This is a genomic window from Helicobacter jaachi, assembly GCF_000763135.2.
Taxonomy (GTDB): Bacteria; Campylobacterota; Campylobacteria; order Campylobacterales; family Helicobacteraceae; genus Helicobacter_C; species Helicobacter_C jaachi.
This window is the reverse complement of the sequence record NZ_JRPR02000009.1, coordinates 19,055-40,836: the sequence shown is the minus strand read 5'-3', so window position 1 is coordinate 40,836 and position 21,782 is coordinate 19,055. Positions and strand designations below refer to the sequence as shown.

Annotated in this window: 23 protein-coding genes; all 23 read left to right on the top strand. The window is 34.7% G+C overall.

From position 1 onward, the window contains the following. Nucleotides 1-66 precede the first annotated feature (66 nt). On the top strand, nt 67-831 hold the full coding sequence (locus LS71_RS08435) for a hypothetical protein (RefSeq protein WP_034353994.1): 765 nt from the start codon (nt 67-69) through the stop codon (nt 829-831). Further along, nucleotides 809-1,099, top strand: a complete 291-nt coding sequence (locus LS71_RS08430; protein WP_034353997.1) for a TrbC/VirB2 family protein — start codon at nt 809-811, stop codon at nt 1,097-1,099. The genes LS71_RS08435 and LS71_RS08430 overlap by 23 nt, the downstream gene beginning before the upstream one ends. Before the next feature lie 118 nt (nt 1,100-1,217). Next, nucleotides 1,218-1,373: a hypothetical protein gene (locus tag LS71_RS09725; protein WP_238700389.1), complete on the top strand. Its 156-nt coding sequence runs from the start codon at nt 1,218-1,220 to the stop codon at nt 1,371-1,373. Between the two features lie 11 nt (nt 1,374-1,384). Then, the gene (locus LS71_RS08420) at nt 1,385-3,733 is read left to right on the top strand and encodes a VirB4 family type IV secretion/conjugal transfer ATPase (protein ID WP_034354002.1); all 2,349 of its coding nucleotides are present in this window, start codon (nt 1,385-1,387) and stop codon (nt 3,731-3,733) included. Then, entirely contained in the window at nt 3,726-5,243 is a 1,518-nt protein-coding gene (locus LS71_RS08415) for a type IV secretion system protein (RefSeq protein ID WP_034354005.1), read from the top strand. The genes LS71_RS08420 and LS71_RS08415 overlap by 8 nt, the downstream gene beginning before the upstream one ends. Before the next feature lie 16 nt (nt 5,244-5,259). Beyond that, the gene (locus LS71_RS09495; protein ID WP_194145687.1) at nt 5,260-5,427 is read left to right on the top strand and encodes a hypothetical protein; all 168 of its coding nucleotides are present in this window, start codon (nt 5,260-5,262) and stop codon (nt 5,425-5,427) included. A gap of 10 nt (nt 5,428-5,437) precedes the next feature. Continuing rightward, nucleotides 5,438-6,610, top strand: a complete 1,173-nt coding sequence (locus tag LS71_RS08410) for a VirB8/TrbF family protein (RefSeq protein ID WP_238700388.1) — start codon at nt 5,438-5,440, stop codon at nt 6,608-6,610. Between the two features lie 9 nt (nt 6,611-6,619). Further along, a complete protein-coding gene (locus LS71_RS08405) occupies nt 6,620-7,024 on the top strand; it encodes a hypothetical protein (protein ID WP_034354007.1) in 405 nt (134 codons plus the stop codon). Then, nucleotides 7,024-7,410, top strand: a complete 387-nt coding sequence (locus LS71_RS08400; RefSeq protein WP_034354010.1) for a hypothetical protein — start codon at nt 7,024-7,026, stop codon at nt 7,408-7,410. Before LS71_RS08405 ends, LS71_RS08400 begins: the two co-directional genes overlap by 1 nt. Before the next feature lie 3 nt (nt 7,411-7,413). Beyond that, nucleotides 7,414-9,003, top strand: coding sequence for a TrbG/VirB9 family P-type conjugative transfer protein (locus LS71_RS08395; RefSeq protein ID WP_052057944.1), 1,590 nt, complete (start codon nt 7,414-7,416; stop codon nt 9,001-9,003). An 89-nt stretch (nt 9,004-9,092) separates the two neighbouring features. Next, nucleotides 9,093-10,655 (top strand): DNA type IV secretion system protein ComB10, encoded by a 1,563-nt coding sequence (locus LS71_RS08390; RefSeq protein ID WP_238700387.1) that lies wholly within the window; start codon nt 9,093-9,095, stop codon nt 10,653-10,655. 28 nt (nt 10,656-10,683) lie between these two features. Then, nucleotides 10,684-12,456, top strand: coding sequence for a hypothetical protein (locus LS71_RS08385; protein WP_034354018.1), 1,773 nt, complete (start codon nt 10,684-10,686; stop codon nt 12,454-12,456). A 32-nt stretch (nt 12,457-12,488) separates the two neighbouring features. Next, on the top strand, nt 12,489-12,686 hold the full coding sequence (locus tag LS71_RS08380; protein WP_034354020.1) for a hypothetical protein: 198 nt from the start codon (nt 12,489-12,491) through the stop codon (nt 12,684-12,686). A gap of 9 nt (nt 12,687-12,695) precedes the next feature. After that, the gene (locus LS71_RS08375) at nt 12,696-13,637 is read left to right on the top strand and encodes an ATPase, T2SS/T4P/T4SS family (protein WP_034354023.1); all 942 of its coding nucleotides are present in this window, start codon (nt 12,696-12,698) and stop codon (nt 13,635-13,637) included. A 118-nt stretch (nt 13,638-13,755) separates the two neighbouring features. Continuing rightward, nucleotides 13,756-14,091, top strand: a complete 336-nt coding sequence (locus tag LS71_RS08370; protein WP_034354025.1) for a hypothetical protein — start codon at nt 13,756-13,758, stop codon at nt 14,089-14,091. Further along, nucleotides 14,091-16,583: a type IV secretory system conjugative DNA transfer family protein gene (locus LS71_RS08365; RefSeq protein WP_034354026.1), complete on the top strand. Its 2,493-nt coding sequence runs from the start codon at nt 14,091-14,093 to the stop codon at nt 16,581-16,583. Before LS71_RS08370 ends, LS71_RS08365 begins: the two co-directional genes overlap by 1 nt. Nucleotides 16,584-16,594: 11 nt before the next feature. Next, nucleotides 16,595-16,816: a hypothetical protein gene (locus LS71_RS08360; protein ID WP_034354028.1), complete on the top strand. Its 222-nt coding sequence runs from the start codon at nt 16,595-16,597 to the stop codon at nt 16,814-16,816. A 36-nt stretch (nt 16,817-16,852) separates the two neighbouring features. After that, nucleotides 16,853-18,706: a type IA DNA topoisomerase gene (locus LS71_RS08355; RefSeq protein ID WP_034354030.1), complete on the top strand. Its 1,854-nt coding sequence runs from the start codon at nt 16,853-16,855 to the stop codon at nt 18,704-18,706. A 128-nt stretch (nt 18,707-18,834) separates the two neighbouring features. Continuing rightward, nucleotides 18,835-19,179 carry a hypothetical protein gene (locus LS71_RS08350; RefSeq protein WP_034354032.1) on the top strand — a complete coding sequence of 115 codons (345 nt, stop codon included), beginning with the start codon at nt 18,835-18,837 and terminating at the stop codon, nt 19,177-19,179. 141 nt (nt 19,180-19,320) lie between these two features. After that, nucleotides 19,321-19,704 (top strand): hypothetical protein, encoded by a 384-nt coding sequence (locus LS71_RS08345; RefSeq protein ID WP_034354033.1) that lies wholly within the window; start codon nt 19,321-19,323, stop codon nt 19,702-19,704. Nucleotides 19,705-20,012: 308 nt separating this feature from the next. Next, nucleotides 20,013-20,162: a hypothetical protein gene (locus tag LS71_RS09490; RefSeq protein WP_194145686.1), complete on the top strand. Its 150-nt coding sequence runs from the start codon at nt 20,013-20,015 to the stop codon at nt 20,160-20,162. 103 nt (nt 20,163-20,265) lie between these two features. After that, nucleotides 20,266-21,195 (top strand): outer membrane beta-barrel protein, encoded by a 930-nt coding sequence (locus LS71_RS08340; protein ID WP_034354035.1) that lies wholly within the window; start codon nt 20,266-20,268, stop codon nt 21,193-21,195. 27 nt (nt 21,196-21,222) lie between these two features. Continuing rightward, nucleotides 21,223-21,546, top strand: a complete 324-nt coding sequence (locus LS71_RS08335; protein WP_034354037.1) for a hypothetical protein — start codon at nt 21,223-21,225, stop codon at nt 21,544-21,546. Nucleotides 21,547-21,782 lie beyond the last annotated feature (236 nt).

Below are 21,782 nucleotides of genomic sequence, written 5' to 3'. Positions count from 1 at the left end.
TCTAGAATCTTGGATTTTTAAGCTAACTCCAAGTTTTTGTTTCTTCAGTAGGAATGGAGAAACAAAATGTCTCATCTGCCTACTAATGACAAAGACCTAGTTGCCCTTCTTAATAATCTCTCACAAGAAGAGGTAGAAGAAGAAGCTCTAATTATTCTCAAAGAATATCAAATACAGCGCGCAATACTTCCGTTCTTTGAAGCTTATAAAAATCCTAAAATCTTTCTTTTTTATATGTTCCTAGTAGGAATATATTTGCAAAAGAATAATAGCAAAATTTATTTTGAATACAAGGAAGTTTGCTATCGTTATGATGTTTGTGAAAGAACTATAAAACTATGGCTCAAAGAACTCACAGCACTCCAGCTCATTAAATATAACTTTAAAGACAAGGAATATATGTTCCTTGAGATTCTTGATTATAAAAAATCTTTAATATTTACCCAAAAGACTCATCAAAAATCTATCCACGATGTTCAACTTACACAAGATTTTCAGCAATTCCCAAATAGATTCTTTAAAGATATGCAAAGCATTGTTAATAAAATCGTTAAGCGCAATGAAAGTGTGATTTACAATATAGACAATGCACTATGGAAATTAACAAAGAGCCACCACAAATACTTTCACATCAAAGATGTGATGATTGAGTTTCAAAGTCTAGATTGTCCCAACATAAGCATTACAATTAACTATGAAGCTTTGGTTAAAGAATCGCCACCACCAATAGAACACCCATTCCACCAACAAATTATGCGCTCAAAAATCAAAAAAGCACTTCAAAAACTTACTTTTAAGGGGGATTGCAATGAAAATAGCAAAGTCGCATAATATTTTATTTGTAGTTATAGGAATATTGTTTTTATTCCCTGATTTTGCTTGTGCTGCTGATTTGCAAACAATGGTGAGCAAAATTACAAATTGGCTTTCAACAGGACTTAAAGCCATAGGCACAATCATCATCATTGCAGTTGGCATTTACTTTATGAAGAATCTTGATAGATGGAAAGAGATATTCCTCACTTGTATAGGTATTATTGCAGCAACTCTTATCATTATGAATGCTGATACCATCGCAAATACCTTCTTTAGCAATTAGGTTTAAAATTATGCTAAATGTATATCAAGTAACGACAGAAAATATCCGCGAATTAACGAAAAAAGAGAAATTTTTAAGACTCAATATCAAGTCGTGGGCTATATCAGCTATAGGAAGTTTGGCACTCAACTCTTTTTTAGGGCTATATACATTGGTGCTATTTATTGTTGCCATCACATTTTTTTACATTATCGAATTTTTTGATGACGACATTGTAGATATTGCGCTCAATACACTGCAGTTAAAAACAGGTATTGGCACTTACTATGCTTGAAAGAATAGCTGATGAATCTCACTGAAACATTCAAGCAATATATAAGCAATTTTATCTTTAGCGCAGTTCCAAATAGCTATTCAATGTGCGAAGAAAATAATATACTAGGGCTTTATGATGAAAGGTTTCTTATTACAAAAACTGAAAATTTTGTGGCAGGAATAACATTAGAAGGCATTAATTACAACACTTTTAGAGAGCAAGAAGGGCTAGATACGATGTTATCTCGCATTAATGCTCTCAATGCACTAAGTGATAGTGTAGAAGCACGTATTATTGCTAAGCGCAGACAGCTTATTTATAATCAAGAATATCATATTGACAATCCCTATGCAAAAGAGATTATCAATGCGTGGGAAAGGCGTGAGCGCGTTTATGTCAATGAATATTTCATTATCTTAGAGACTAAGAATAAGGGTGCAAAAGGTTTTTTTGAGAAGAAGAAGCTTGAGATGACCACTTCTATAAAAGAAGATGGTGCAAATAATATCACTTATACCAATAAATTAAGTGTGCTTAAGGCTACACTTGAGCGCGTAACAAAAACACTTAGCCAATATGAAGTCAAAGAAATGACTTCAGTGGAGCTTTTGCGATTCTATGCAGAATATATTAATGGCATCTATATTCCAATAAAGCCAACAGATGGGCTATTAAGCGATTCTTACATAGCTAGTGATGTAAGCTTTCATAAAGACTACTTTATCCAAAACTATAATGGCACTCAAACCTTTAATCGTTTCATCGGCATAAAAGCTTATGATTGTGAAAATATCACTAGCTTACTTACCTCAAATATTTTGCATAGCCCTATTGAGTTTGATATTTATCTTAGCATAGATTCTGTCTCAAAGGAAAAAGCCCAAAGTCTCATCAAATCAAAAATTAAGCTTGCGCCAAATATTGCTAAGGCTCAATTATATGAACTAAAGGAGCTTATAGATTCAGATAGGCTTTTTGCTCAAAACTTCTCATTTGCTATCCTTGTGAAGGCTAAGAGTAAAGAGGAGTTAAATAGCAACTCTATGGATATACTCAATCTTTTCAAAAACTATGGACTTGTAGCAGTTACAGAAACTCTTAATTTACAGCCTACATTTTTCTCAATGTTTCCAAACAAATCTTATCTTAATGCTAGAAAGCGTGTTCATACAAGTTCTACGATTAGCTCAATGATTCTGTTTGAAAAAGAATATATTGGCAAAACGCGTAATTCGTGGGGAGAAACGCCTGTAACTATTTTTAAAAATCAATCACAATCACCATTTTTGTTTAATTTTCACGCAAATGATGATGACTATGTAGTTGGGCATACAATGATTATAGGTGGGACTGGTGCAGGGAAAACAACACTGCTCTCCTTTATTATTGCCAATCTATTCAAATACAATATTGATATTCTCGCACTTGATAGACTAAATGGATTATATGCCATTACAGAGTTTCTTAATGGTGAATACAATGTCGGTGAAGATTTTTCAATGAATCCTTTTACCCTTCCTAACGACAAAGAAAATATTACCTTTTTATCATCGTGGATTTGTCAAATGGTGGGCTTAGATGTCAATGCTACAAATGAGCTAGAGGCTCAAAAAATTAAAGCCATTGAAAAAGGCGTAGAAGACCTCTATCATAATGTAATTGCCGCACAAGGATATGAAGCAAACCTAAAGGATTTTAAAGAAGGTGTGATTAAAACTAATGATGAACAAATTAGAATCCAACTTGAAAAATATCAAAATAATTCTCTTTTTAACTCCACCAAAGATTCCTTAGAGTTTGACAAAAAGCTCACCACTCTTAATATGGATTTTATTGTCAATAACGAAAAAGATGCCGCACTTGTAGCTCAATATCTATTCCAAAAGCTTACATACCGCGCTAAGAACAATGATAAAGGCACTTTTATTTTTATTGATGAATTTAAAAGCTATCTTGGCAATGAGGCTTTTAACGATAGGATTAATATTACCTTAACACAAATGCGAAAGCTTAATTCTGTGATGGCAATGGCTTTGCAAGACTTACATCAGCTTAATGGTGTCAAAAATGCTGATTCATTTTTAAGAAATTTAGCCCATATCATTATTTTTCCCACTAAAGATATTGAGGTGTTTGAAAAATATAATATCCACCTTTCTGATAATGAAATGGCTTTTTTGCTCAATACTGGACAAAATGAGCGAAAAGTGCTGCTTAAAAACCTTATTACAAATCAAAGTAATATCTTAGATGTTAATCTTGCAAAGCTTGGCAAATATCTTAAGGTCTTATCTTCAGATTCTAAAGTTGTGCAAAAAGTGAAGAAAATTAAATCTACAAACAATGCCAATTGGAGAGAGGAGTTTCTCAATGAATAAGAGCAGAATCCTCCTCATACTTATCGCCCTAAGTTTTATATGCCTACCACAAGAAATCTGGGCTGATAGTGGCTACAAAACAGGCGGAGCAGGCTTTTATAGTATTGTAATGAGCAGATTTCAGCAAATTCTTAATACTTTTATCAATGATGTTGCCACGCAGCTGTTTCAATTAATGAAAGTAAGGCAAATTACAAATTTCATAGGTGTTTTTGGCATTTCACTATGGGTAGTCAAAAAAGTGCAAGAGGGAGATTTTATCACTTGGAAAAATCTCACATCAATGATATGTTTTCTTACATTCTTATATATTATGAATAGAATTATTCAAAATCCTATGGATTTTAAGCAAGCATTTGATTCTTTTATTGACTACCCTAGCAGCATTATTATGGATTTACTTGCAAAAGGCACAGCAGGTATCTCAAGTGTAGCTGGAACAACAATGCAAAGCGGCACAGATTCTATAGATAAGGTAGTAGAGGGAACTTATATAGCCGCAAAGGATATTATGAGTTCGGCTATAAGCTCTACCAAAATAGGCTGGACAGGAAGCAACTTGGGCATATTCTTTGTTGTCGCTGCCGTCTCTATAGTCTTATTTGTCGTATGTATGATTTTTATCTGCATAGTTATCTTAGTTATCATTGTAACATACATTCAAATTGTCTTTTTGCAATCCTTATTTCCCATAATGCTTATTTGTCTCTATTTACCGCAAACGCGGGGAATGGCATTTAAGTGGCTCTCGATGATTTTTGCCCTCACAATGTATAAACCACTGCTTATGCTCGTGGCACTCTTTAACATCTCTATTATGAATGCTTTGAAAAATGAAATTCTTGCACTAACCTCCAACAATAGCGATGCGTGGAGCAATATCTTAGGAGATGTCGCACAAAACGCAGACATTATGTCAAAAGTGGTAACAGGTATCTTGGGAGTATTGATTTCAACCTATCTTGTCAAGCAGGTTCCGAACATCATACAACAAATTATGGGTGCAGGCGGCGGCATTGGTGAGGGCATAGCAGGAATGGGACAAAAAGCTATGATGGGCGTAATGGGAGCTGCTGCAGGAATGATGGGAGGTGGTGCAGCAGGATTGGCAAAAACAGCTTCACAAGCAGGGGGTGGAGGTGTAGGAGGTGCGCTTAATGCAGCTGCTGCTGTGGCTACAGGAGGAGCAACTCACGCTGCAGGCAAAGGGCTTGCAGGACTAGCCAAAGCCGCAGGAAACGAAAAAGCGGCTGCAGGAGGTGTAGCAAGAAGTATTAATGCAGGCATTAATAAAGCCACAAGTGCCGCAAGTGGTGCAATGCACAACAATCCTGCATTATCCAAAATTGCCTCGATAGGTTCAGGAGCAATTCAAGGCATAGGAGGTCTAGCAAAAGATGTTGGCACAAATGCTCTGCAGGGAGCTTCAAAGGGAGCAAAAACAGGGCTAAAAGGAAGCAATGAGATTACCAATCAAAGCTTCAAAAATAACGATAGTAGCCCCAAGTAATTTAAAGGAGTGAGCAATGAAAATGACACAAATTATCTACATAGGATTACTTTTAGCCCTCATAGCTATTAGCATTTATTTAAGTGGTTGTGCAGCTATGAAAGACGCAAAACGCTATGAGATGAAGCCATCTCCTTGTGCGTGTGACAAAAGTCTATTTATTGCTATAGATAATCTAGCCTAAAGAAGTGTGTATGGAAGAAAAGTATTTTGAAATGCCAAATCAAAAGCCCAAAGAGACTCAAGATAATGCGCAGCATACTACAATAAGTGAGAAACTCAAAAGCGGCATTAAACGCATGAATGAAGCAAAGCATATCAAGATAGATACTATTTTTCAAACCATACAAGACGCTAATGTGTTGTTACGCACAGAACAAAAAACACACGAGTTTGTTGTAAATCTCAATAAAGGACTTATTGCGCTTGCCATTGTGCAGCTTATCCTTATTATCTGCCTTTTTCCCCTAAAAGAAAAAGAGCCTTATCTTGTGGGGTTTTCTAATGCTACACAGAATTTTGTGCATATTGAAAAAGCTAATGAAAAAATCACTGCCAATCAAGCTCTAGTGCGTAGCCTAATTAGTGCCTATGTGCTAAATAGAGAAACTATTAATCGCTTTGATGATACAGAAAGATATGAGGTTGTGAGATTACAAAGCTCACAAAAGGTATGGCAGACTTTTGAAAATATCGTAGCCCAAGAAGATTCTATTTATGGTAATTCTAATCTAGAGCGTGGTGTGCGCATTGTCAATGTGGCTATCATTAAAGATGGTTATGCTCAAGTAGAGGCACAAATTGGGTTATTTGCAGTAGGAGTGCTACAAAGTCAAAAAAGATACAGAATCTCCCTCATATATCACTTTAATGAGCTTGATATTGATTTTAAATCAATTCCTAAAAATCCAACAGGTTTTGAGGTGAAAGAATATTCTGTTACTGAAATTGCCACCATCAAAGAGCTTGATGAAGCAAATAAGGTCAATCCTGATTTGGTGAAGTCAAAAATTAAGAAAAAAGAAATCAACAAGAATGATAGCAACGAGTTTTTAAGAGATGACTACCAATACAAACATAAAGATACCATAGAAGGCGATGTGCCAAAAGATGAGAGCGATAAAGAGACAAAAATAGAATTTGACTTTGAGAAAGAAGCTCAAAAATCTCCTTCACAAAAAAGAAAAGAACTCAATGATGAGATTAAAAAAATGCGCAAAGAGCAGGAGGAGAAAGAAAAAATCCTAGCTGCCCAAAGAAAACAACAAGAAGCTCTAGAGCTTGAGGAGCAAAAAGAGCGTGAATCTAAGATGAAGCAACAATCCCAACAACAAGGAGAACGCAATGAACCAAATCCATTTGAATAAGGAGTTATTATGCTAACCATTGCCATTGCAGTTATTTTTAGTGGTTTTTATCTCACCTATAAGCCATTCTTTAAAACATTAAAAGAATCAAAGTTTAAATACAAGGCATTTATAGAGCTTATTGCCCAAGATGAGAGAAAAAAAGAGTTTAAGACATTCTCTACGCACCAAATAGAAAAGATAGGCAAACTATTCGCAAAACTTTCTAGTTTTTTAGATTCTAAGATGAACAAACATAAAGAGGTAAAAAAAGAAAAGGAGAATCTTGAAACATTAGATAATGCGCAAGTGCCACAAAAAGTAGAGGCAGCACCTCAATCCACGCAAATTCAAACTGCTAACACAAACGCAGAACACACGCAGCAAGTAGCAGATTCTGCTACGCAAAATCAAATTGAACAAAAGGAGAAATAATGCACTTCGCAACCATCATAGCCGTTATTTTAAGTCTTATCGCTGGTATATCAAGCTTTTATGCGCTCAAGGAGATAAGAGAATTTGCCCAATTAGAAAAAAATTTAAAAAATACACAAGTAAAAGAAGAACAAATAAAACAGCAAAGCCAAAATATTCATACAATGATTGAAAATCAGTGGCAATGTCAATGCACACCGCCCAAGATAGAGATTGCGCCACAAGATGATATTTCTAACTATACAGATTCTGAAAATACAGAATCTGCTGCAGATAAGCAACAAGATATTCAAGAGTATGAAGAGCAAGAGACACAAGAAAGTATAAAAGAGCAGCTTGATAAAGCATTTGAGCAAAGACAAACTCAAGTAGAGCAAAAGGAATAAGCAATGAATATGCGCGGCATTTTATCTATCACACTCGTTTTTGGATTATTCTCCATAAACTATGCCCAAACACTAGAAGAGCAAGCATTTACCGATGAAGATGGCTCTGTATTTAGTGATTCTGATTTTGGCGATGAGGCTAAGAATGCGCCAAAAAATGAGCATACTGATAAAATGATATTTCTAGATGCCGTGCAAAAACACTTTTGGAATCCTAATAGAAAACTCAAAGATAATACTTTAAATATTTTACATAGAGATGGAGAAACGCATAAAATCCGCACTCGCTTTGCAATGGTAACCACCATTGTGCTTGATAATGACACCATAGCAGATGTCATTGTGGGAGACCCTAATGGATTTGAAGTCAAAGAATTAAGTAAAACTAACAATAGATGGAATCTAAATAATGTAGTAACTATAAAGCCAAAGCTTATTGGTATTGATAGCAATCTCATTATCATTGGAGAAAGCGGCACAATCTACACATTCTATCTATTTTCTACTCACTTTACAAATCGTAGAGACCCTGCATTTATGGTATTTGTAAGCAAGAATAGAAATGTTGGGCGCATTCCCATTAAAGAGCATAAGAGCGGATTATATGCCAGAGGCAATGTAGGAGCAAATGAAAATAATGGATATATTAGTGGTGGTTGGAATGAAGATGGCGATGAGCGAAAAATACCATTTGCCACCATTGAACAAGATGACGGAGAATTTATCACTATTGGCGATAAAGTCAATACACTCTATATCGATAAAACTAAGATTAAAAGAGGGTATGCGCAAAAACCACGAAGTGTGCGCAGTTGGAGAAGCTTATGGCTCAATCCACAACAAACTGAAGCTTCCATTGCAATGATGGCGGTAGATATTTTTAATGACAATGATTACACATATTTCAAATTTGATAGAGAAAATGCTCATTCTAAATTTCCTGTTATTTTCAAAGTCGTTGATGGCTATGATAATCCTGTCAATACTCGTGTGGTGGGTAATTATATTATTGCAGAAGATGTAAATGAAAAATGGACATTAAAGATAGGCGATGAATATGTGTGCGTGCAGCGCATTCAAAGACCACTTGTCATTAAAGAAAAAGAATATATCCAAATGCCAGCTGTGCAAGATTCTAGTAAAACAAATGGCGGCAATGATATGCAACCCCGAGAGCTTGAAGAGCTAATTAGAGCTAAAGAACAAAAATTAAAAGAGCTACAAAATAAGTCAAAGGAAACAAAAAAAGCAAAAAAGACAGCGCAAAATACTAAAGAGAATAAAAAAGAAGAATCTAATGTAGCAGACATATTTAAAAATATTCCCACTTCCTCACCACAAGCCCAAACAAATGCAGCACCATCTAAGCCTATACAAAATACACTTATTGCACCACAATCACAAAATGCGATACAAGAAACGACTACTGCTAATAGTGCTAATGATACACAAAAATCTAGTCCTAAAAACACCAATCAAATGCAAAACATAAAAGATATTCCAAAAGAAAAGCAAAATATTTTAATTCTACCTAAATGGTATGCGCCAAATGCGCAAACTACACCTACAAAGAATAGCACCAATGGAAAATAATGATGATAGATTTAATCAAAAGCAGAAAGTTCATTATAGCTGCATTTATTATTTTCCTTCTTTTGTTTGCGCTAATGATAGCAGCTTCTTTGATAGACGAAGATGAGGAGTGGGCAGAGATGAATACAAAATTTCCACTCGAAGATTATCTATTTTCAGAATCTAGAAAGAAACTTGAGCAGTATGAGCAAAAAATAAAAGAGCAGCAACAAGAAGCCCAAAAAATGCGCCAAATGCAAGAGGAGCTGCAAAAAATGCAAGAAGAGATGAAAAAACAGCAAGAGGAAATTAAGCGCAAAAATAAAAGAGTATTTAGGGATAAGGAAGGAAATGTTATTGAACTAGATGAAAATGGCAACCCCATTCTCTATGATAAAGATAGCAAGCGCATATATTTTGATGAGAGTGGAAAGCCCTACACACTTGATGAAAAAGAACAAAAGAACTACTTAAGCGCAGAAGATAAAATTTTTAGTAAAGCAGGTGTGGAGATTGAAAGAAACCAAGCGGGAGAATTAGTGCTTTATGAAGATGAAAAAGATAAAAATGAGCAGGAAGCCTATAAAGATGAGAATAGCCCAAAAATTGCAATAACTACTATTCCTGCTCAAAACCAAAAAGGAGATAGCTCTAGTTGGCAAGGCAATAATAAAGATTCTACAAATACCAAAAATCCTAACAAATTTAAAAATCCCAACAAAACATACAGCACAAGCACAGACCCCTCAAAACCTGTGCCACCAGAGGAGCAAAATCCTGATTTTCTTTATGATGAAAATGGATACTACATAGGAGATTCTGTAGCAAAAGAAAATCAAAAATTTATCTATGAGAATGCAGATGAAAGCCAGCGCAAAATTAATGATATTCTCGCTTCAAGATTTAACCAAGATGAACCACCCAAAAAAGACACTGAATATGGAGTTGATGAATTTAGTAATTTTGATGAAAAAGATGAAGCAAGTAACGAGCATAAACTTTTGCGCACCATTACTGCTGATAGAATGATACCAGCATTTCTTGTGCGCCCTATTTCTAGCCAAATTGCAGGTAATGTAGTAGCTCAAGTAGAAACAAATATTTATGGAGCTATGGGGAGAGCTGTGCTTATTCCTAAAGGCTCAAGAGTTATAGGATTTTATGAATCTAATAACAAAATAGGAGAATACCGACTACAAGTTGTATGGACAAGAATTATTACGCCTCACGGTGTTAATATTCTCTTAACCGAAGCAAAAAGTGCTGATGTTAAAGGATACAATGGACTTGTAGGCGAAGTTCATAGCCGTAATTTTGAACGATATGGCATACCACTCACACTCTCTACTCTTTCAAATGGACTTTTACTCTATGTAAATTCAAAAAGCTCTCAGCTTAACAATGCTCAAAGCAGTGGCAATGCCAATGCAGATTTAATGGGACTTTATGCTCAAAGTCAAATTATGAGTGGTATGCGACAAGATATAAGCGGCATTATCCAACGCATTATTCAAGAGCAAATCAAAATCCAGCCCATCATCACTATAAGAGAAGGTTCAAGGATTTTTATTGCTCCAAGCCAGGATATTTTTATCCCAGTGCCTAAAAAAGGCGAAGCAGTCGCACGCTTTTTTAGGCAGAAAAAACAACAAGAGGAGGACAGCGATGAATAAATTTCAATTTTATTTCAAAGGAGGACTGATGAAAAGGCTTTTTGCAGCTCTTATCATACTTTGTCTAGGGTTAGAACATAGTTCTGCTGCTATTTCATTGATTACTGATGATGACATAATGTTTAGAAGCAAAGAGGGTGTGCTAAATGGAAAAATTGCCTATGATAATTTTTCATTTCAAGCCATAGGCACTTACAAGGTAGATTCTAAAAAGAATGTAACCTTTGAGATTGATAGACTTATGAACAATGGTAAAATCTATACGCTTATGAGTAAGCCTAAGCTTACAAGAAAGCTTAAAGATTCTAATACAAAACTTCCTAAAGGGCAGAATCTATCTCTATCGGGTGAAAATCAAAAAGAGTTTCAAGAATTTGCCCAAATTGTTGCCAATGCCCCTAGCACAGAAGAAAAAAATGCTAAAAAAACCAATCAAAGTAAAAGTGGCACTAATGCTAGTGCCGGACAAGGCTCAAGTGTGGGCAATATTAGCGTAGGTAGTGGCGGCACAGGCTCTACTATGCCATATTTTCCACTAAGCTCAACAAATACAGCTCTAGGAGAGACCAACACAGAAACCACTTGGAGCAAGCAATTTTGTTCTGTACCTGAATATCTTACTAATTCTGTTAAGCTATCAATTATTGACAAAGATGGCAAATGTGTAGAAAAAATGGCGGTGCGCGATGATACAAAATGTGAATACCGATTGGATTTTGATAAAAATAAGGCTATTAAGCAAACTCAATATTATTACATTGACAATGAATCTAAAGTGCAGAATCTAGGTGATTGTGTGGATTTAGTTGGAGAAGAATATCAATCAGAAATGTGGCGCGATGACACACGCTGCTCATTATCAGAAACAGAGAAAGACTATGGCAATGGTGTAGGCACATTTTTTACTACTCAAGTTCTCTATCGAGGGCTTGATGGGCTAATTTATGAAGCTACAGATTGCATTGCCTATGGCAAAGTCAATGAGGAACTTATAGAATATGAGAAGAACAATACCACCAAACAGGCTCAACGCATAGTAAATCAATACTATATCGACCCTTTCACTGAAGAACAAATATTCATTAACAAAGGTGTAAAAACAGATAAAGTCTTTGACTATAAAGAAAAAAGCTGTGGCGATTGGGTAATGGACGATGCTAATCTCAAGGGTAAAAAGCGCACAGAATTATCATTTTATGATGATGTAGAGGGTAAAGAAGAGAAGGTTACAGCGTGCGATTACACCACAACAGCTGGCAAAAAGAGTGAATACACAATGGAATACACGCATTTAGAAGCACTCAATGAAGCAAAACCTACTAATGAAGAAATAACAAAAAATTTTCATCTTAATCTTTTTAGCTACAGAGAGTTTCCTGATACTTGCAAGAAAAAATGCGGTGTGTTTTCTACTTGCAGCTATGCCTGCCCATATCAAGCTCTAACTAATACAGCAGCTGCTGCTTGGACTACGACCTATACCAAATATGATGTAACCAAAAAAGATGTCTATATACGCCCAGATGGTTCAGAATATATCATTTACTATGACCCTACGGGGAAAAATGAGAGATTCTATGAATGGCGCAGAAAGGAGATTCCCGCTAGTGATAGTATCAATCTTAATGAAGAATGGCGCACATACTATGAGGTTCATAGAAAGCATTTTGAGAATGATACGACCAAAAATATAGAAAAAACCACTGAATATAAGAATTGGACTAATAATGGCACAAACTTTTGTGTAAGAGCCAATAACGCAGGTGGAAGAAATAGTAGTTGCGCTGAATACGCAAGATGATAATTTTATCTTAACACTAAAGGAGAAACACAATGGAAAATGAAATGACAAACCACACACAAGCAGAGCTTGATTTTGAGAGCATACAGGCAGATATAGCCAAAAAAAGAACAAAGCTTAAAAAAATGGAGCAGATTGACAAAGAAATTAAAGAATTGCGCACTCTTGAAGCTAAGGTTGCGTCAATAAAAATAAAAATAAAAAAACTTAACGATGAAATTAATGCCTAAAGGATACCTATGCGCTCAAAACTCTTAGAAGCCTTACTTTCAAGACTTGACAAATATCTTACAATGGAGATTAATGAGATTTGCATTAATAGAGAAAAAGAGCTTTGGGTTCAGAAAAATGGACATTATGAAAGACTTGAAGATGAAAGTCTTGATGAAAGATTTTTGCTCAATTTTTGTGAGCAGCTTGCCACTGCGCGCAACCTCTTTTTTGATATTAATGTGCCTCATCTGTCTTGCTCTATACCCAACTCACGCTTTCGTGTGAATGCTCTGCACCCAAGCATTACTGCAACAAATGAAATTAGTATTAATATTCGTGTGCCTAGTGAAGCAAAATTTCCAATAGAAAATTTTGCTTTTAGCCAACATTGCGCAGAGCTTTGGAGTTATGAGAGATTAAAAAATCTTATAAAAGAGCGTAAAAATATCCTTGTAAGCGGTGGAACAGCCACAGGCAAAACTTCATTTGCTAATTCTTTGCTTGAAGAGATTCCATTAAATGAGCGCATAGTCATTGTAGAGGATTCACCCGAGCTACACATTAAAAATCCAAATAAAGTGCAAATTGTAGTAAGCAAAACAGAATCTGCTAACTATACCTATGAGAAAGCACTCAATGATTGTATGCGTATGTCTCCTGATAGATTACTGCTTGGAGAAATTGACACACGCAATACAATGCTCTTTTTACGCCTTAATAATACAGGACATAGTGGCTCTATTTCAACTTTGCACGCCAATGGCGTAAAAGATGCCATTTATGCTATCACGATGAATGCTAAATTTGGTGGTGCAAGCAATGTATCTGATGAAGCTATTATTGATTATTTTATTGCTGCTATTGATTATGTCATTCAAATCAAACGCAAAGGCACAGCACGCATTATTGAGGATATACTTGATGTAAAAAAAGATTTAAGAAGAATCCTGCAAGAAAAGGTAGCCTAAAATGAGAAAGACAGACTACAAAAATAGTAAAACTTTTAATTCACACAGATTCCATTGTCTTCTATCCATAGAATCTTATAAAAACTTAACCAAAAAAGCACAAAAAGAAGGCAAGACAATGACAGAGGTTATTGAAAACTTTCTTTCAAGCCATAAAGAAAAAGATATACAGAAAAAATCAAATGAAATTAAAAATATTCTTAATTTCAATAAAAAGTTCTATACAGACCTTAATGCCACAATGAGCAATATTAATCAAATTGCATTGCGCTTGAATATTGCAAACCTTAGCGATGATGAGTGGGAGTTAGAGAATCTAACAAGAGATGAAAATTTTTTAATGGAAATAAAGCACGAATTAAATGAGCTAAAACAAGGTTTGGAAGAAACAAGAAAGCTCACCAATCATTTTGCCAATATTCTTTTATCTAAAACTCATACAAGGAAGAGATAATGAATAATAAAAAACTTTATCCCTTATATTTTTTAATTGCTATTATTTCTGTTCCCGCTACATTTCTTTATGCACTGCACTATATGTTTGCTATAAATGAATGGGATAAACTCATTAAATTCGCACTTATCATAGTAGATAATATACTTAATGGCTTTAAAAGACCTATGAAATTTGATGTGTATCTAGCTCTTATTCTTTCACTTATGCCACCATTATTTCTTATTATGATACTCAAAGGTAAGACCACTAAAACTACTCACGGCAAAGCAAGATGGGCGCAAAGTAAAGATATAGAGAAACAAAGATTTGTGATGAATAAATTTATCACAAATACCCTTCAGCTCCTTAATCCGCTAAATTTCACACCACAACGCTACAAAAAAGCTCTTAAAAAATTCTTTGAATTTGGCATAGTAATTGAAACGCCTATGCTTGATGTAAATTATTCAAGAGGAGGTTTTTTGCTTGGAATCCATAAAGAATTATGGACAAAGCGTAAAATTTATTTCTCTGCGCCATTGGCAGCCCTTATCGTTGCTCCGCCGGGTGCTGGTAAATCAACAGCAGTAGCCATTCCAAATTTATTAACGCTGCCTACAAGCTGTGTGGTCTTAGACATTAAAGGTGAGCTTTGCGATTTAACAGCTGGCTATCGTCAATCAGCTTTCAAAAATGAAGTATATGTCTTTAATCCTCTAGGAAACGACAACAGCCTTAAATTTAATCCGTTTGATAAAAAAATTATCTCCAAACTTGATTTCAATGGCAAAAGGCGACTTGTTGATGAGATTGCCAATACAATCTTTGTGGAAGAAAAAGGAGAAGACCACTGGGTAAGTAAAGCAAAAGAATTTTTTGTGTTTCACGCGCTCTATGAGTGCTGTGTAAAAAATGAAAGTAATTTCTTTGATATTGCTAATGCCCCGATGAAAGATTACAAACCTCTTATTCCAAAAGAAAGCCCTTATTATGAGAAAATCTATGAATTTGACCCAAAAACTAGCAAATATCTTGAGATAGATGGCATAAATCCTGAAAAAATTTTCTATCAGCAAGTTGCTGAACAAAAATATTTGGACATTAAGAATCCCAAGAATTGGGAAAGCGAAACTTATGAGCAAATTGAAGCAAACAAACAAAGTGGGCTAGAAACTCTTGATGTGATTGTAAGAAATTATGCAAGAGCGTGGGCAAATGCTGCAGATGAAGAATTTGCAAGTATTAAATCCACATTTTCAAGATTTATGGCAGTTTTTACTTCATATCAAGTGCGAGATGCTACAAGTTCAATGAGCTTTGAGTATGAAGATTTGCGCGAGAAAAATATTACACTTTATATTAAGATTGCTCAAACTGATATTGATACATTAAAAAGTCTCATTCGTGTGCTTTTAGAATCTATTGCCAAGAATCTAATGACAAGAGAAAGTAAAAACCTAAATGAGCGCATATATCTTATTCTTGATGAGTTTATACGATTTGGGAAAATGCCTTTTTTACTAGAAATGCCTGCATTGTGTAGAAGCTATAACATCGTGCCACTTTACATTACCCAAAGCTATGGGCTTATTAAAAAATATTATGGTGAAGATGATTTAAAAATTATGACTGATACAACAGGTTATCAGATTCTATTTAAAATGAATGACGCAGATTCTGCAGAACAGGTATCTAAACAAATAGGCAAATACACAAGAGAAAATAGAAGCCATAGCACAAAAGATGGAGCAATAGCATTTGGTGGGACTTCTAGTTATTCATTGGAGGGAACAGAACTTATTACCGCGCAAGATATTTTAAATATACCAAATGATGAAATTATTATCCTTGTATCTGGACATAAGGCAAAGCCTATCAAAATCAAAGCGGCATATTACTATAAAGAAAAAGCAATGCAAAAGCGGCTTAAGTGGGAATATGACCCTACTAATGCGGCATTGCTTAAAAAGCTTCACAGCAAAAAGCACAAGAATTCACATATAGAATCTAGCCAAACTTTGCAAGTAACAACGCATTCTCCAAAAATACAAGAGCAACAGCCATTAGAGCAATTAAATGAGGATAAGCAGGTACAAGTAGTTCAAGATTCTAATACCTACCAGACAGACCTAACATCTAAATCATCAAGTGAGGAAGATAAAAAAGCCCAAGAGCAATGGAATGAAATGCTTGTTGAAGACAAAATGATAAGCCAAGCCACGCAGACTATGAGTGAGAATGAAAATACCAAAACAATGAGCCAAGAAGAAATTAATGCCCAAATTCAAAAAATGCTTGAGATTAAGCGCAAAGAGTATGTTAAGAGCATAAATTCAGACATCATTAATATTGCACTTAAAAATCCGCCAAAAGACTTGCCACCAACCGAAAATAGTGAAGCAAAAGTTAGCCTAGATACTTGGAAAAAGATACAAAAAGACACAAATCCACTTATAGAAAATGCAGGATTTAGCTTGCGTTTTTCTATGGCAGATTTGAAAAACCAATAGAGGAGTTCTTAATGGCATTTGACATTATAAATCAAAACACAAAGCTGCAGAAAGAAAAACTTTTGCCATCATCTTTAGAATCTCGTATAGATTCTAAAAAATTACAAAACGATAATCAGAGTATTGAGGAATATGCTAAAGATTTTTATAAACAAATCAGGCAAGCAAATCAAAACACAATAGAACATTCTGCTCTTAAAAATTGCTGCAATTTTAAAGAATTTGACAAATAAGAGCCAAATTATTTAATCACATCAAAAGGAGAAACAATGCCACTTATCATCATAGAATCACCCAATAAGGTTGCCAAAATCAAACAGATTACGGGTTATGAGGTTATTGCTACCATAGGACATTTTATGGATTTGAAAAATATTGAGGTAGAAAAAGATTACAATGCAATCTTTGATTATACAGAATCCAAAAAATCTCTTATTATGAATGCTATCAACAAGGCTAAAGGACAAGAAGTTTATATTGCAAGCGACCCTGATAGAGAAGGATATGCGATAGGCTATATGTTTTTTCAAAAGATTAAAAATGTCGCAGATAAAGTCTATCGAGCGGAATTTCACGAAATCACCCCAAGCGGTATTCAAGCAGGGCTTAAAAATGCCAAACTCTTTGTAGAGACAAATTTTAATTACTATAAATCATTTCTTGCAAGACGAGTAAGCGACCAACTCATAGGTTTCATTCTTTCTCCGTATCTTACTCAATCACTAGCATACAATAAAATGCTAAGTGCAGGGCGTGTGCAGACCCCAACACTATCACTTATTACAAAACGAGAAGAGGAAATAAATGATTTTGCCAATCTAGACCAAGAGCAGAAAAAAGAATATGCCATCATTGCCGCAAGTTTGCTTGAAAATAAAGAAATTATATTTAAGTATATTGAGAATGATAAAGAGGTAAGATTTAGCAGTAAAGATGAAGCCCAGAAAATCATTGATGATATTATCTCATTTGATAAAGGCTTAATTACTAAAATTGAAAAAACAACCACAAAAACTAATCCTCCTAAACCCTTTACTACGAGCAAACTGCTAAAGGTTGCTAGCAAAAAGTTAGGGCTTGCTGCAAAAGATATTCAAAATCTAGCGCAGCAACTTTTTGCCAAAGGTTTAATCACCTATATACGCACAGATTCTGAATCCTTAAGTAAAGAATTTTTACAAGAGGCTCAAAACTTCTTTGCTCCAATTTACCCAGACACTTATCAATACACTGAATATAAGGCGGGTAAAAATTCTCAAGCAGAAGCCCACGAGGCTATAAGGATTACACATTGCCATAAATATGAAGACACAGAATCTATATGCGCCAAAGAGCAGCTAGATTCTAGCCATATTGCACTTTATAAAATTATTTTCAAAAATACTATTCTTTCACAAAGTAAGCCCGCTATCTATGAAAAAACAAATGTTTTTATTAATATCAAAACAACAGCATTTAAGATGAGCTTCAAAAAGCCTATTGATTTAGGATTTTTACAGCTATTTAGTGAGCCAAAAGAAAATGAGAAAGAGGAAAATGATGAACAGGAGCTAAGTGAATTTGCATACAAAGAGCGAGATTCTATACCCATCGCCCAAATAAGCATTAAAGATATTCAAAAAAATCCCCCTAAACGATATTTAGAAGCCGATTTCATAGAAGTAATGGAAAAAGCAGGTATAGGGAGACCTAGCACTTATGCTACATTCTTACCTATCCTACTTAATAAGGAATACATAGAAATATCCAAAGATAAAAAGCGTGAAATTATTCCCACAAAACTTGGAATGTCTGTAATTAATTTTTTTAAAAAAGACAAAAATCGATGGCTTCTAGATTTGCATTTCACAGCCCAAATGGAATCCGCTCTAGATGAAATAATGGAGGGCAAGAAACAATATGTGGAATATATGAAAGAAATTCATTCAAAAATGGATTTTATACCCCTCCGAGCAGAATCTAAAGAGAGAAGAGAATACCCACCTAGCAAAAAGCAGTTCAATTTTTGTAAAAATATTGCCAATACCCTAAAAATCGCGCTACCAAAAGGCATAGAGCAAGATTATAGAATCGCAAAAGCTTTCATTGATGATAATATTTCAAAAATGCCTAAAAGAAAATAGGCAAAATGCTATAAGGGATAAAAGGCTATTAAATAGCGTTATTTGCGTTATTTTAAGTCTTTGTTTGCTCTATAATTATTGCAACAAAAGGCTAAAAGCTTTTTGGAATCTACTTTAAAGGAGTTAGCGTGGTTATACTAGAATATTTTTTGAACGCTAATGGTTTTTATGAATTACCATTCCATAATGGTGATTTGGCTTCCAATGTGCTTTATATAAAGGCGGATAAAATTATTGCTATTAGACACAAAACAATGACTTTAGAACAATGTGAGACAATATGCCCCGATGCGTTTGTGGGGCTATCAAATTTTTCTAGAGAAACTTCAATAAATGAGAGTGTTATGCTCTTTGATATTCTAACAGATGGAAGAACTTTTTCTTTTTCTATGAATCACTACTACTACACGGCTTATAGTAATGTAGGTGATTGTATTAATGATTTATTAGAATATAGATTGACAGAACAATAAGGAGGCTATTATGACTATTTGCCCAAAGACTTTAGCTAAAGAATCTAATGCTCCTTCACTTGCTGACTACATTAGAACTAAGTGGTTTGATTTAGATGAGACTGAAAGGTATATTGTTAAACATTTAAAAAGGGAGATAGTATGACCAAGCATATTTCTACAAATAAGAAAATTACATTATGTTTTAGTGCAGGTATTTTTCTAATGGTGTGTTTATTGGGCTATATTGCAGGAGACTTGTGGAGGGGTTATGAAATATTTGCTCCTCTTGTTATGGAGAATACCACAGCATTAATATGGATAATGCACATTCTACTTTTTGGAAGTTTGTTGCATTATGCGCAAACAGATTCTGTATCCTCTATAGGACTTGCAATATTTGTTGTTTTGCTTATTGTAGCAATCTTTATGCTAAATACAATAAGTTACAATATAGAACAAGAAATATCTGCAATAAGAAAAATGGAGCATATTCAAATGATTTGCCACAATGGAGAATGTTTTTATATCAATAATCAAAAATAAAATACAAAATAGAAAAAATTACGCTACAATGCGCGTGGGTTGTCTTGAGTAAGATTGCTAGATTTACTAGCTCCCTTAAACACAAGACTCGCAGCAAATACCTAAAGTTTGTCTATTCTGAAGGGTTTTCAATCTGTTGTTTTTCTATATAGAAGTGTTAAATATCCTTTAAGTTGCCCTAGGCTGTTGATTTTGTTTGTTATATTTTTTTATGTTAAAGCGTTAAATGCCCCTTTAAGTTGCTAAACACGGATTTTGCAAAAACTCTTTTCACTATTACATAAGTGCTTTGCACGAAAGGAGATACTATGCAAGAACGCATACCAACACAAGAGATGGATTCTATTATCAATAATACCCTCTCAAAAAAAGAAGCTCTTGATTTAATGAGCTATGGTGTGGGCATTCAAAGCGAATATGAAGCTAATTTAGTGCTTCAAATTAGTTTTGATTCTTAAGGCAAAAAGCTTAAGAGCAGTGGCTCACTAGCACAGGATAGCAGCTTTAACTTATTTGGATTGCTTGAATTGCAGTCCTTACGCAACATTGAAAGGAAATATAATGGCAAAATTAAATCGCATAATGGCAATAGTTACAGGTGTGTTCATAGGATTGTGTAATCCAACATTTGCAGAAACAGAAATGAGTAAGCTTCAAAGAGAACTAGATGACTTAAAACAAGAAAAACAAGTCATAGAGCTTCAAGCAGAGATACAGAGATTAAAAAACCAAGAGAGTAGAGCCGCTATTACTCCTAGCAGCAATGAGCTAGCAAAAACAAATCAAAGTGATACATTTGGATTCTGTAAGGGCGAATCTGTGCATACAGGCTGTTTTATTGGACTTGATGTGCAATATACCGATACAGATTATTCCACAAGTATAGATTTTATGGAAACAAGTAATGCAGGCACAAACAATCTCTTTGGCTCAAGTCTAAAATCAATAGCAGCCTTTCCCTTAAATCTCAACATCGGTTGGCAATATTTTTTCTCACAAGATTATGGAATCCGCATAAAAGGCTATTTGGGCTATGCTAATTATAGCAGCGGAGATATTAATACAGCAATAAATGGTATGCCAGAGCTTATTAATATGAATATGAGTTTATCCTCCCACGCGCTTAATTATGGGCTAAGTGCTACATTCCTCTATAATCTTATAAATACCTATAAGCATACCTTTGGGTTTGATGTGGGATTAGGGTTTGAGGGGACAAGCTTTTTAGATAATAGTCTAAAGGTTGCAATGCTAGAAACAAGCTATAATCAAAATATCTCGTTTGCTTCACAATTTGGCTTTACTGCCACAATGGGGATTCATTACTTTTTTAAGCTCAATCATCAATTCTTTGCTTACTTTAAGTATCGTGGGTATGATGGAGCTAGGAGTAAAATCACACTTACCAACGAAGTAGGAACAATGGATATAGGCACTATCAAGGTTATTCCATCTAGCAGTTATATGCTAGGATATGCCTATAAGTTTTAATTTACATCATAATCACAAGGAGACACAATGAAGAAAAATCTAACCATAGGATTGGTTGCAGTAGTAGTAATTGCAGTAGCGGTAGTAGCAAGTTTGTATATAAACCCAGAAGGAAAGTTGGAGCGTGAGTATGAGGCGTATCGCCTAGAGCAAATTGAACTTAATTTCAAAGCAAACAAAGCCTTTCAGAGTGGAGATTATAATACATACAATGAGTTAAAATCACAGCTCAATAAGCTTGAGCAGAAAAATGAGCATTTGCACCAATATATGCGCGAACATCAGCGAAAATTTGAAGATTCTCCAGCCGTTAAGCAAAGGTGGAGCGAGCTAGAAAAAAGTAGCAAATAAAATCTACCGCTAACGAGATTTATTATATTTGAGAGAATCTCATATACTAGGGATATTTTATCCCTAGTATCATTTTTTACACTACAAAATAATTAATCACTAATCTCTGTATCCACCCATACATAGGCATTACGACCCCTATTCTTATGTGCATAAGAATAGATTAAAAATTTGTTATGATTGCCCTTAGGGGAGAGATTTGCCATAATAACACCTAAAAAGCCATATACCCCAAA